At 74.4% G+C, this 12,580-nt stretch carries 8 protein-coding genes; 6 read left to right on the top strand and 2 right to left on the bottom strand.

Annotated elements, in window-relative coordinates; translation table 11 throughout:
• From ACH4OA_RS34445 to ACH4OA_RS34430, 4 genes are all read left to right on the top strand, one after another.
• Positions 1–4,907, top strand: a 4,907-nt coding sequence (locus ACH4OA_RS34445) for an SDR family NAD(P)-dependent oxidoreductase (protein ID WP_397973426.1), incomplete at its 5' end; no start/stop codon positions are given.
• A 62-nt stretch (positions 4,908–4,969) separates the two neighbouring features.
• The gene (locus ACH4OA_RS34440) at positions 4,970–6,181 is read left to right on the top strand and encodes a cytochrome P450 (protein WP_397943876.1); all 1,212 of its coding nucleotides are present in this window, start codon (positions 4,970–4,972) and stop codon (positions 6,179–6,181) included.
• Positions 6,182–6,267: 86 nt separating this feature from the next.
• Positions 6,268–6,738 carry a nuclear transport factor 2 family protein gene (locus tag ACH4OA_RS34435; protein WP_365873501.1) on the top strand — a complete coding sequence of 157 codons (471 nt, stop codon included), beginning with the start codon at positions 6,268–6,270 and terminating at the stop codon, positions 6,736–6,738.
• Between the two features lie 92 nt (positions 6,739–6,830).
• On the top strand, positions 6,831–7,631 hold the full coding sequence (locus ACH4OA_RS34430; RefSeq protein WP_397973424.1) for an oxidoreductase: 801 nt from the start codon (positions 6,831–6,833) through the stop codon (positions 7,629–7,631).
• 58 nt (positions 7,632–7,689) lie between these two features.
• Here ACH4OA_RS34430 and ACH4OA_RS34425 read toward each other — a convergent pair whose 3' ends face one another.
• Complete coding sequence (locus tag ACH4OA_RS34425) at positions 7,690–9,099, bottom strand: LuxR C-terminal-related transcriptional regulator (protein WP_397943879.1); 1,410 nt, start codon at positions 9,097–9,099, stop codon at positions 7,690–7,692.
• A 606-nt stretch (positions 9,100–9,705) separates the two neighbouring features.
• Here ACH4OA_RS34425 and ACH4OA_RS34420 point away from each other — a divergent pair.
• Both ACH4OA_RS34420 and ACH4OA_RS34415 read left to right on the top strand, forming a co-directional pair.
• On the top strand, positions 9,706–10,902 hold the full coding sequence (locus ACH4OA_RS34420) for an IS701 family transposase (RefSeq protein WP_397973421.1): 1,197 nt from the start codon (positions 9,706–9,708) through the stop codon (positions 10,900–10,902).
• A 93-nt stretch (positions 10,903–10,995) separates the two neighbouring features.
• On the top strand, positions 10,996–11,778 hold the full coding sequence (locus ACH4OA_RS34415) for an oxidoreductase (RefSeq protein WP_365878617.1): 783 nt from the start codon (positions 10,996–10,998) through the stop codon (positions 11,776–11,778).
• A gap of 111 nt (positions 11,779–11,889) precedes the next feature.
• Here the strand turns inward: ACH4OA_RS34415 and ACH4OA_RS34410 are convergent.
• Positions 11,890–12,580: biotin/lipoyl-containing protein (locus tag ACH4OA_RS34410; protein WP_397973418.1), on the bottom strand; the 691-nt coding region annotated here is incomplete at its 5' end.

The following is a 12,580-nucleotide window of genomic DNA, read 5'->3' as shown; positions in this document are numbered from 1 at the left end:
CCTGGCCCACCACCCACCAACCCCGCCGCGCCGCCATCTCCTCCTTCGGCGTCAGCGGCACCAACGCCCACCTCATCCTCGAACAAGCACCACCCGCCCCCACCCCCACCGAGGACACCGACGGCACCCACGACACCGGCGACGACCGCGACGCCGTGCTGCCGCTGCCGGTGTCCGCCCGGACCGAGGAGGCGCTGCGCGACCGGGCCCGCGGGCTGCTGGCCCACCTCGCGGAGCACCCCGGCGAGCGGACGCGCGACCTCGCCTGGTCGCTGACCCGGCGGGCCGCGCTGGACCACCGCGCGGTCGTGGTGGCCCGCGACCCGGACGAGGTGCGGCGGGCCCTGGAGGCGCTGGCGGACGGCAGGACCGCGCCGGAGCTCGTGCGGGGCGTGCGCGGGACGGGCCGCACGGCCTTCCTGTTCACCGGGCAGGGCAGCCAGCGGGCGGCGATGGGCCGCGAGCTGTACGACGCGTTCCCGGTGTTCGCCGACGCCTTCGACACCGTCTGCAAGCACCTCGACGTCCATCTGGACCAGCCGCTCAAGGACGTCGTCTTCGCCGCGGAGCGGCCGGACGGCCTGCTGGACCGCACCGCGTACGCGCAGCCCGCCCTGTTCGCCTTCGAGGTGGCGCTGTTCCGGCTGCTGGAGCACTGGGGAGTGCGCCCGGACTTCGTCGCCGGCCACTCCATCGGGGAACTGGCCGCGGCGCACGCGGTGGACGTGCTGTCCCTGCCGGACGCCGCCCTGCTGGTGGCGACGCGCGGCCGGCTGATGCAGCGGCTGCCGGCCGGCGGCGCGATGGTGGCCGTACAGGCGGACGAGACGGAAGTGCTGCCGGTGCTCGCCGGCCTCGGTGGCACGGTCGGCGTCGCCGCGGTCAACGGACCGGCCGCGGTGGTGCTCAGCGGCGACGAGGCCGCCGTGACCGAGGCGGCCGGCATCTTCGCCGCGCGGGGCCGCAAGACCCGGCGGCTCCAGGTCAGCCACGCCTTCCACTCCGCGCACATGGACGGCATGCTGGAGGAGTTCCGGCGCGTGGCGCGGGACCTGGAGTTCCGGGCGCCGCGCATCCCGCTGGTGTCCACCCTGACCGGCGGCCTCGTGACCGCGGCGGACCTGGGCTCCGCCGACTACTGGGTGCGGCACGCCCGGGAGGCCGTCCGGTTCCACGACGCCGTGCGCACCCTGGACGGCCAGGGCGTCGGCACGTTCCTGGAGGTGGGCCCGGACGGTGTGCTGACCGCCATGGTCCGCACCTGCCTGCCGGACGCGGCGGACACCGTGGCCGTCGCGTGCGCGCGGGCCGGGCGGCCGGAGGAGCGGTCGCTGGTCGCCGCGGTGTCCCGGGCGTACGCGGCCGGCGTGGCGGTGGACTGGGACGCGTACTTCGACGGCACCGGCGCCCGGCCGGTGGACTTGCCGACGTATCCGTTCCAGCGCCGGCGTTTCTGGCTCGACGCGGACGAGGGCGCGCACGTGCCGGACCGGACCCGCCCGGCGGGGGCGCGGGAGACCGGGCACCCGGTGCTCGGCGCCGGCGTCGAGCTGCCGGCCCGGGACGGCGTGCTGTTCACCGGCCGGCTGTCCCTGGCGGACCACTCCTGGCTCGCCGACCACTCGGTGCTGGGCACCACGGTCCTGCCCGGCACCGCGCTGGTGGACATGGCCCTGGCGGCGGGCCGCGAGGCGGGACAGGACGCCGTCGGCGCCGTGGAGGAACTCACGCTGGAGGCGCCGCTGGTGGTGCCCGAAGGCGACGAGATCGAGGTGCAGCTGCTGCTCGGCGCGCCCGACGCCGCCGGACGCCGTCCGGTGAGCGTGCACGGGCGGTCGCGGGACGCGGGCGACGGTGCGCCGTGGACCCGCCACGCCACCGGGCTGCTCGGCACCCCGGCCGCCCCGGAGCCCGTGGCCGGCACCGCGTGGCCGCCCGCCGGCGCCACCCCGGTCGACGTGTCCGGGCTCTACGACGAGCTGGCGTCCGCCGGGCTGGGCTACGGCCCGTTCTTCCGGGGCCTCAGCGCGGCCTGGCGGCACGGAGACGAGGTCTTCGCGGAGGTGGCGCTGCCCACGGCGGACCCCGTCGGGACCGCCGCCGGGTTCGGTGTGCACCCGGCCCTGCTGGACGCCGCCCTGCACGGCATCGGCGCCGGCGCGCTGCTGCCGGCCGACGCCGGGGCGCAGGTCCCGTTCGCCTGGACCGGGGTGAGCCTGCACCGCGCCGGCGCCCGCGTCCTGCGCGTCACCCTGGCACCGGCGGGCCCCTCGGCCGTGTCGGTGACCGCCACCGACGACCGGGGACGGCCGGTGCTCTCGGTGCGCTCGCTCACCCTGCGCCCGATCTCCCGCTCCCAGCTCCCCACGGCCGACGCGCGGCTGCGCGACGCGCTGTTCACGGTGGACTGGCAGCGGACGGAACCGGCGGGCCCGGCACCGCGCTGCGCGGTCCTGGGCGACAGCACCCTGCCGGCCGGCCTGGAGGCCGGCGGGGCACGGCCGGCCGTCTTCGCCGGGCTCACGGAGTTCGGCGCCGCCCTGGACGCGGGCACCCCGCCGCCGGACGTGGTGGTGTTCCCGTGCCCGGCGTCCACCGGGACGGGACGCGCACTCCTCCACGACGTCCTGGCGCTGACCCGGACCTGGGCGGCCGACCCCCGCTTCGCCTCGCTGCGGCTGGCGGTCGTCACCGGGCGGGCCGTCGCCACCGGCCACACGGACGGCGAACTCGCCCTGGCCGAGGCGCCGGTGTGGGGCCTCGTCCGGTCCGCGCAGACGGAGCACCCGGAGCGCTTCCTGCTGCTCGACACGGACGGCACCGAGGCGTCCGCGCGGGCACTGGCGTCCGCCCTCGGGACGTACGCGCCGCAACTCGCCCTGCGCGAGGGCCGGCTGTACGCCCCGCGGCTGGTGCGGGCCGCCGTGCCGGCCGCCCCGGAGCGGCTCGCTCTCGACACGGACGGCACCGTGCTGGTGACCGGGGGCACCGGCGGACTGGGCGCGCGGGTCGCCCGGCACCTGGTCACCCGGCACGGCGTGCGCCGGCTGGTCCTGGCCAGTCGCCGCGGCCCGGACGCCGAGGGCGCCGCAGGGCTGGCGGCGGAACTGACCGGTCTCGGCGCGGAGGTCACCCTCGCGGCGTGCGACGTCGCCGACCGCGACGCCCTGGCGGCCCTGCTCGCGGACCTGCCGCCCGGCCGGCCGCTGACCGCCGTCGTGCACGCGGCGGGCGTCCTCGACGACGGCGTGCTCGGCTCGCTCACCCCGGAACGCCTGGACACGGTCCTGCGGGCCAAGGCCGAGTCCGCGCTCCACCTGCACGAGCTGACCCGGGAGCTGCCGCTGACCGGCTTCGTCCTGTTCTCCTCGGCGGCCGGAGTGCTGGGCGCCGCCGGGCAGGCCAACTACGCGGCGGCCAACGCGTTCCTGGACGCGCTGGCGCACCACCGGGCCGCCCAGGGGCTGCCCGCCACCTCGCTGGCCTGGGGTCCGTGGGCCGAGGACGCCGGGATGACCGCCTCCCTCGACCCCGCCGCGCGCTCCCGGCTCTCCCGTACCGGGGTGCTCCCGCTCGCCGCCGAGGACGGGCTGAGCCTGCTCGACTCGGCCTGGGCGGCGGGCGCGCCGGCGCTGGTGCCGATGCGGCTCGACACGGCGGTGCTGCGCGGCGCGGTGGCGCGCGGTGCCGTACCGGCGCTGCTGCGCGACCTCGTCGCCCCGCTCGCCGCACCGCGCGCGGACGAGGAGACGGCCGCCGGCGCGCCGCAGCCGTCCCTGGCCGGACTCGACGGCGCCGCGCGCGTCGCGGCGCTGCGCGAGCTGATCCGCACCCACGCCGCCGAGGTGCTCGGCTACGGCCCCACGGAACGGTTCGACGACAGCAAGCCGTTCCTGGAGTCCGGGTTCGACTCGCTGACGGCCGTGGAGCTGCGGGGCGCGCTGAACCGGGCGACCGGTCTGACGCTGCCGGCGACCGTGGTCTTCGACAGCGCCACCCCGGCCGTACTCGCCGCACGGATCGGGCAGTTGCTGGACGCCGCCGGCCCGGCGCGCGGCGCGGCCGTGACCGACACCGTCGACGTCCTGTACCGGGCCGCCTGCGCGCAGGGCCGGATCGGGGAGGGCAACGAGTTCCTGATGGCCGCCTCCCGGCTGCGGCCGGCCTTCGGCGCCGGGCGGACGGACGTCGCGGGCACCCCGGTGCGGCTGGCGGAGGGCCCCGACCGGCCGGCGCTGATCTGCTTCCCCAGCATCGGCGCCTCGTCGAGCCCCTTGCAGTACGCGCGCATCGCGGCGGCCCTGGACGGCCGGCGGGAGCTGCGGGTGCTGCCGGCGCCCGGCTTCACCGAGGGCGAGCCGGTGCCCGCGGATCTCGACGCCCTGGTGGCGGTGCAGGCGCGCGCGGTGCTCGACTGCGCCCAGGGCGGCGCCTTCGCCCTGGCCGGGTACTCCTCCGGCGGCTGGCTCGCCAACGCCGTCGCCGCGCACCTGGAGCGCGAGGGCCACGGACCGGCCGCCGTGGTGCTCCTGGACACCTATTTCCTCGACAGCCGGCTGCCGCTGATCCAGCCCGCGCTGACCCAGGCCATGTTCGACCGCGAGGAGGTCTTCGGCCGTATCGACCATGTGCGCTGGACGGCGATGGGCGCCTACCTGCGGCTGTTCGCCGACTTCGCCCCGTCCGCCACCCGCGCCCCCACCGTCCTGGTCCAGGCCACGGCGTCCCTGCCGGCCGCCGAGGGCCAGGAACCGCTGCCCGACCTCACCGACCGCGACCTGCCGTTCCCGATGGCCGTCGAGCAGGTGCCCGGCGACCACTTCACCATCGTCGAGGACGACGCCGCCGGGGTCGCGCGCTCGGTCCACACCTGGCTGACCCGCCTGACCGGAGGCGCCGGCTCGTGACCGGCCGCCGGCCCCCGTATCCCGCCGCCCCGTCGGCACACCCGAACCGAGAGGAACCCGAAATGAGCGACGCGCTCGCCGCCCAGGAACTGCCCGAGTACCCGATGCGCCGGGGCTGCCCCTACCACCCGCCCACGGAGTACGCCGGCCTCGACGAGAAGGGCCCGCTGTCCCAGGTACGGCTGTACGACGGGCGGACGGCCTGGCTGGTGACCCGGCACGAGGAGAACCGCGACATGTTCGCGGACGCCGCGCTGTTCTCCTCCGACCACGACAACCCGGCCTTCCCCATCCTCGCCGAACGCGAGAAGAACTTCCCCGAGTTCACCCAGGAGCTGTTCGGCCTGGACGGGGAGCGCCACCGGTCGCGCCGGCGCATGCTGCTGCCGCGCTTCACCGCCAAGCAGGTGGAGCGGATGCGGCCGATGATCCAGGAGGTGGCCGACGACCTCATCGACGAACTGCTGCGCCACGAGACCCCGGTCGACCTGGTCGCGGTCCTGGGCCGGCCCCTGCCGTCGCGGGTCATCTGCAAACTGCTCGGCATCTCCTACGAGGAGCACGAACTCTTCGAGCGGCACGCCCAGGGCATCATGCAGGCGCCCGACCTGGAGCAGGCCATCCTCGCCGGCCGGGAACTGCTGGACTACCTCGTCCAGGTGGTCGAGGCCAAGCAGGAGCACCTGGCGGACGACATGCTCAGCACGCTCATCACCGAGCGGCTGCAGACGGGCGAACTCACCGGCATCGAGGTCTCGAAGCTGATGGTCGCCCTGCTCATCGGCGGCCAGGAGACCACCACGAGCATGATCGGCCTGGGCACGCTCACCCTGCTGGAGCACCCCGACCAGCTCGCGCTGCTGCGGGAGGACCCGTCGCTGCTGCCCGGCGCGGTGGAGGAGCTGATGCGTTTCCTGTCCATCGCCGACCTGACCACGCTGCGGGTGGCCACCGCCGACGTCACGGTCGCCGGGCAGACGATCAAGAAGGGTGACGGTGTCATCCTGTCGACCGCCGCGGCCAACCGGGACGGCAGCGTCTTCGAGAACCCGGACACCTTCGACATCCGCCGCTCCACCCAGGGCCACCTGGCGTTCGGCCACGGCCCGCACCGGTGCCTGGGCGAGAACCTCGCCCGGGCCGAGCTGGAGATCCTCTTCGGGACGCTCTTCAAGCGGATCCCCACGCTCAGGCTGGCCGTGCCCCTGGACGAGGTGTCGATGAAGGTCGGCATGACGCTGGAGGGCCTGCACGCGCTGCCCGTGACCTGGTGACCCGCTCCGGGCCGGAAGGGCCCGGAGAACACCAAGCCATCGAAGACCCCGACGATCCCGAAGACCCCGAAGACAAGGAAGCTCGCATGGACGACCGTTCCGCGGTCATCGAGACCTGCGACCGTATGGGCTGGCACACGGACCGGCACGAGTGGGCCGAGGTCACGGCCCTGTTCACCGACAAGGTCCTGGTGGACTACACCAGCCTCCTGGGCGGGTCACCGGCCACCACGCCCGCGCGTGACCTGGTGGACTCCTGGGCCGCGGTGATCGGCGGCTACGACGCCTCCCAGCACCTGATGACCAATCACCTGGTCACCGTGGAGGGCGACACGGCCCGGTGCACCGCCTCCTACCAGGCGACCCACCGGCTGGACAACCCGCTGGGCTCGCCGCTGTGGCGGATCGGCGGGCTGTACCGGTTCCACCTGGTGCGCTCCGCCACCGGCTGGAAGATCGACGAGATCGCGATGACGGTGCTCTGGGCGGAGGGCAACCAGGGCATCGCGGAGATCGCCGCGCAACGGCAGACGGCCGCGCGCGGCACGGCCGGCTGACCGCCGGCCCCCGGCCCGCCCCGTTCCCCGTACCCGTCCCGTCCCCGTCCGCGCCCCCGTGCGCGGCGACCACCTGTTGAGGAAGTCCCACCATGTCCGACAGCACCAGCACATCGACCGGCCTGCGGGGAAAGCGCGCCGTGGTCACGGGCGGCACGCGCGGCATCGGCCTGGCCATCGTCCGGCGCCTGGCCGCGCAGGGCGCCACCGTGGTGACCTCGGCCCGCAAGGAGACCGACGACCTGCCCGACTCCGTACGGCTGGTGACGGCCGACCTGAGCACCCAGGAGGGCGTCGCGCATCTGGCCGGCACGGCGCTCGACCTGCTCGGGGGCGTGGACATCCTGGTCAACAACGCCGGGGGCGCGAGCGGCGGCGGCATGCCGAACTTCGAGGGCTACGCGTCCCTGTCCGACGAGGCCTACCTGGAGGCATTCCTGACCAACTGTCTGGCCGCGGTGCGCCTGGACCGGGCGCTGCTGCCCTCGATGGTCGAGCAGCGCGGCGGCGTCATCATCGAGATAGCCTCGACCGTCGCCCGCCGGCCCGCCGGGCCGCTGCTGCACTACGGCGCGGCGAAGGCAGCGCTCATCAACTACGCCAAGGGTCTGGCGACCGAGGTGGCGCCCTACGGCGTACGCGTCAACAGCGTGCTGCCGGGTCTGGTCAGGACGCCCGCCATGGACCTGGTCGCCCGGCACATCACGGGTACGACGGGCCAGGACGGCGATGCCGCCGTCCATCTGATGGTCCAGGCGGAGGGCGCTCCGATGGCCGGGGTGACCGAGCCGGAGGACGTCGCCGACCTGGTGGCCTTCCTGGTGTCCGACCGGGCCGCCCGGATCACGGGCGCCAGCCATGTGATCGACGGCGGTGCCCTGCCGCAGGTGTGAACGCGCCGTGTCCCGCGCGGCGTGGGCCGCGCGGGACACGTCCGGGGGCGGTGGGGACTCAGGTACGGAACCTGGGTCCCGCGGATATCAGCGGGCCCACCTTGTTCACGGCGTCGATGCGCGACGTCGCGTCCAGCTTCCGGAAGATGTTGCGCATGTGCCTCTTGACGGTGCCCTCGGTGATGGAGAGGTGGCGTCCGACCTGGCGGTTGCTCATCGCCTGTGCCACGCACTGGAGGACTTCCAGTTCCCGCATCGTCAGTTCGCTGGCCTTCAGCCGGTCGTCGGCCGTCTCGGCCGTCCTCCCGACGGAGGAGCCGGCGGAGCCAGGGGAGCCAGGGGAGACGGACAGAGCGGAGGGGATGGAGGGGACGAAGGGCGCGGACGGTGCGGCGAGGGCGAGGCCGTCACCGCGCGGGGTGCGGACGCCGGACGCGGCCGCGCGGTGCGCGCCGACCAGTTCCTCGCTCTCCTCGCGCGGTTCCGGGCGGGCGGCGAGGGGTTCGCCGACGGCGATGTGCTGCGCCCTCGCCTCCTGGAGGAGCGCCTGCCGCATGGACCAGGGCACGGATTCGGCCACCACCCTGCGCAGCAGCGCCCCGGGGAAGACCAGTTTGCCCTCGCTGTCCACCAGCAGCCCGGCCTCCAGCGCCTCGTCCAGCAGCGGCAGGAGCGTCGCGGTGGACTTGCCGAGGAACGCCGCGAGGGAGGAGAGCTGGGCCGGCCGCAGCGCGGTGTTCAGCACCGCCGCGACCCGCAGCATGTGCCGGCTGGCCGGCGAGAGGGAGGACAGGTAGCCCCGGACGACGATCTGGATCCGCTCCGGCAGCGCCGGCGACCGCAGTTGGGCGGTGCCGTCGAACACCTCGATGCCGCCCTCCTCCAGCAGGCCCCGGACCAGTTCCGTCACCATGAGCGGGTTGCCGCCCGCCGACTCCACGATGCCGAGCAGTTCCGGAGAGGGCCGCGCCCCGGACAGCTCGGCGCACAGCAGCATCGCGTCCCGCTTGGAGAGCTGCCCCAGTTGCATCCGCATCACGCGCACGGTGTGGCCCGGGTTGGTCCGGTGCAGGCGGTCGCTCACGCGTCCGGGCCGTACCGCGAGGGCCAGCAGGCAGTCACGGCCGGTCAGCTGCGCCAGGGCGTGGCACAGGTCGGTGATCACCGCGGGGTCGGCGGTCTCGACACCGTCGACGACGATCAGCTTGGGTGCCGCCAGCGGCAGGGAGTGGTCGTCCGCGAAGACGGCCGACGCGGCGAGTTCCGCCGGGGACTCGACGCAGAAGCCCTGGCCGCGGGCGAGCCGCGCCAGCTCCGTGAGCATGGTCGTCTTGCCCACGCCCGCCCGGCCCTCGACGACCAGGAGACTGTTGCCCTCGCCCGCCGCCACCGAGGCGAGCAGGGCCGACATCGACTTGCGATCGGACTCCCTGCCGAGCATGCGAATCCCCCGTTCGATAACGTCCATCGGACCGACCTCCGTCCTTTGCTGTGGTGCTCCGGGCTGCCCTTGATGAGTGGTCGGCGGTGCCGGGGGCAGCCGTGGTACCCGGCACGCGCGTGCATCGCGGTTGCGACGGTGTACGGACCGGCCGGCTCACCCGGCCGACGCGGCGGCCGTGCCGCGGTGGACAGAGACGTACGAGGCCGGTCCGGCCCCGGTGGCACCCGCGCAGAACAGAAAGCCCGAACTGAAGATCCAGTAGACGGCCGCGGCGTGCCCGCCGGGGCCCGTTCCCCCTCTTGCCGTCCGAAGAACAGCCCCTCCTCCTGATCGCTGCGTAATGCTTGCCGCCGGAAGTGGACGGGGCAAGCGATCGTTGGCATTTGGTCAACTCGCCCGCGCCGGCCCCGGTGACGACGGCCACTTCCGGCGACGGACCGCACGTCGGCGGCCGGTTGCCCGCGACCCGCTCCAGCCCTGGCCCGGCGGCCTGTACGGGGCGCGGGGGCGCCCGGAGGCGTAAGCGGAGTGACCTGGGCCTCACTCACAGTCGCAAAAGAAAAAATATTGCTATGTTTATTGGGCCGCCAGCGCCGTCGGCCGACTGAACAGGTTCCGAGGAGGTCAGCCATGAGCACACCAGCCACAGCCGTCCTCGCCACACCGACCCGAACAGGCCGTACAGGCCGAACAGGCCTTACCGACCTGACCGATCTCGCCGCCTACAGCGAGCGGGTCTTCGGGCACCTTCCCCGATGCGACCAGCGCCGGTGGGCGACCGTCTATCTACGCGGTCTGCTGTCCACGCCGGGACGCAAGTCGGGACGCCGTATGGCCCGTGTCCTGGGCCTGCCCTCCAGCGCCTCCCAGTCCTTGCAGCAGTTCATCACCTCCAGCCCCTGGGACTGGGAGGCCCCGCGCGGAGAACTCTCGCGCATCGCCGCCGGCCTGATGCCCGGCGCCGTCTGGACGACCGCCACGGTGCTGCTGCGCAGGGGCGGCACCCAGTCCGTGGGCCTGCACCAGCGCCTGGTGCCCGAGAGCGGCCGGCACATCAACTGCCAGGTGGGTATCGGCCTGTTCCTCACGGACGGCCGGCGGAGCATCCCTGTTCACTGGCAACTGGTGCTGAACGACGCCTGGTGCGACGATCCGGAGCGGCGCCGGCGTGCCAAGATCCCGCACGAGGTGACGCCGCGGCCCGCCTGGGCCCTCACCCTGGACATGCTCCACCAGTCCGTCGCGGACCAGGTCGCCGTCTCGGCCCCGCTCGTCTACAGCCTCGACCACAGCCGCGACCCGTCCCGGCTCGCCGCCCACCTCAACCAGACCGGCCGGGACTTCGTGATCGAGGTGCCGCCGCACCAGCCGTTCACCGCGATCCTGCCGGGCGCCGACGCCCACGAACCGGCGCGGATGCGCACCAGCACCGCGGCCGGCCTGCTGGAGGGCTGTGTCCGTACGGCGCCGTCCCTGCGCGGCGACGGCACGCGTCTGTGCACGGTCGCCGTGCGGTTCCACTCGCCGCGGGCCTCCTCGCCGGCGGCCCGGCGGACCCTGAGGCTGGTGGCCGAGATACCCGCCGCCCGGCGGCAGCCGTCCCGCTTCTGGGTGACCTCGCTGCGCGACACGCGGCCCCAGGTCTCCCACGCGCTCGCGCTCCGCTCGGAACTGACGCACGCGACCGTGCAGCGCCTCCAGAACGACCTGGGGCTGCTGGACTTCGAAGGGCGCTCCTTCCCCGGCTGGCACCACCACATGACGCTGGCCTCCGCCGCCTACCTCTACCGCTGCCTGGCCTCGGGCGAGCAGCAGCGCCGCCGCTGACGGCGCGGCAGGTCCCGCCCGGCGGGGCCGGGTCCGCGCCGGAGCGGCGCGGGCACGCAGACATCCGTATCCGCACTGACGAACGGGAGCATGATGGATCTCGGCCTCGCGTCCAAGAGGGCCGTCGTCACCGGGGCCAGCCGGGGCATCGGACTGGCCACCGTCCGGCTGCTGGCCGGCGAGGGCGTCCGTGTCGTGGGCGCCGCCCGCACGATCACGCCCGAGCTGACGGAGACCGGAGCGGTCACCGTCGCGGCCGACCTGAGCACCGCCGAGGGCGTCACCACGCTCGTCGACCGTGCCGTGGCCGAACTGGGCGGCATCGACCTGCTGGTGAACAACGTCGGGGCCGGCGACGACATGCGCCCGGCCGGTTTCCTCGACACGGACGACTCCGAGTGGCAGCACACCCTCGACATCAACCTGCTCACCGCGGTCCGCGTCAGCCGGGCCGTGCTGCCCCTCCTCATGCGGCAGGGCGGCGCCATGGTCAACATCTCCTCCCTCGCCTCCCGGATGCCCGCCGCGAGCCCCGTCGCCTACAGCGCCGCCAAGGCCGCGCTCACCGCGCTGGGGAAGTCCCTGGCCGAGGAGTTCGGGTCGCACGGGGTGCGCGTCAACACCGTCTCCCCCGGCGTCGTCCGCACCTCCGTGTGGCAGGCCCCGGACGGGTTCGGCGGCAAGGTGGCCGCTGCGGCCGGCACCGACCTGGACGAGTACCTCGAACGGATGCCGGAGACCCTGCAGATCACCACGGGCCGCCTGCTGGAGCCCGAGGAGGTCGCCACCCTGGTCACCTTCCTCCTCTCCGACGCCGCAGGCAACATCACCGGCGCCGACTACGTCATCGACGGCGGCACGATGAAGAGCGCGTGACAACCGCCGCCGGCGCTCCCGGACGGCCGCCGCGCCGCGCGCCCGGACACCCGGGCCCCGCCGGCCGTGCCGGTACGGCGGACGGGCCCGGGACACGTGCCGGCCCGCGTATCAGGTCTTGATCTCGCAGATGGCCGCGCCGGAGGTGACGGATGCGCCCACCGCCGCCGCCAGATCCTTGATGGTGCCTGCTTTGTGGGCGTTGAGGGGTTGTTCCATCTTCATGGCTTCGAGGACGACGACGAGGTCGCCTTCCTCGACTTCCTGGCCTTCCTCGACGGCGATCTTGACGATGGTGCCCTGCATCGGGGAGGCGAGGGTGTCGCCGGAGGCGGCCGGGCCGGACTTCTTCGCCGCACGGCGCTTGGGCTTGGCGCCGGCCGCGAGACCGGTCCGGGCCAGGGACATGCCCAGGGAGGCGGGCAGGGAGACTTCCAGGCGCTTGCCGCCGACCTCGACCACGACCGTCTCACGGCCGCCGGCCTCGTCCTCCGCGCCGGCCTCGGCGGGCGCGGTGAAGGGCTGGATGGTGTTGACGAACTCGGTCTCGATCCAGCGGGTGTGGACCGTGAACGGGTCGCTGGAGCCGGTCAGCTCCGGGGCGAACGCGGGGTCGGTGACCACCGCGCGGTGGAAGGGGATCGCGGTGGCCATGCCCTCGACCTGGAATTCGTCCAGGGCGCGGGCGGCGCGCTGGAGGGCTTCCCTGCGGGTGCGGCCGGTGACGATGAGTTTGGCGAGGAGGGAGTCCCAGGCGGGGCCGATCACGCTGCCGGCTTCCACGCCGGCGTCGAGGCGGACG

This window comes from Streptomyces sp. NPDC017095 (assembly GCF_044332325.1).
GTDB lineage: Bacteria > Actinomycetota > Actinomycetes > Streptomycetales > Streptomycetaceae > Streptomyces.
The sequence above is the reverse complement of the archived record's forward strand: the minus strand, read 5'-3'. Positions and strand labels throughout refer to the sequence as shown.

Excerpts from the sequence above, each read along its gene's own strand:
- ACH4OA_RS34420 (WP_397973421.1), top strand. The coding sequence starts at position 9,706 with ATGAGCACACCAGCCACAGCCGTCCTCGCCACACCGACCCGAACAGGC.
- ACH4OA_RS34425 (WP_397943879.1), bottom strand. The coding sequence starts at position 9,099 with ATGGACGTTATCGAACGGGGGATTCGCATGCTCGGCAGGGAGTCCGAT.
- ACH4OA_RS34440 (WP_397943876.1), top strand. The coding sequence starts at position 4,970 with ATGAGCGACGCGCTCGCCGCCCAGGAACTGCCCGAGTACCCGATGCGC.
- ACH4OA_RS34430 (WP_397973424.1), top strand. The coding sequence starts at position 6,831 with ATGTCCGACAGCACCAGCACATCGACCGGCCTGCGGGGAAAGCGCGCC.
- ACH4OA_RS34415 (WP_365878617.1), top strand. The coding sequence starts at position 10,996 with ATGGATCTCGGCCTCGCGTCCAAGAGGGCCGTCGTCACCGGGGCCAGC.
- ACH4OA_RS34435 (WP_365873501.1), top strand. The coding sequence starts at position 6,268 with ATGGACGACCGTTCCGCGGTCATCGAGACCTGCGACCGTATGGGCTGG.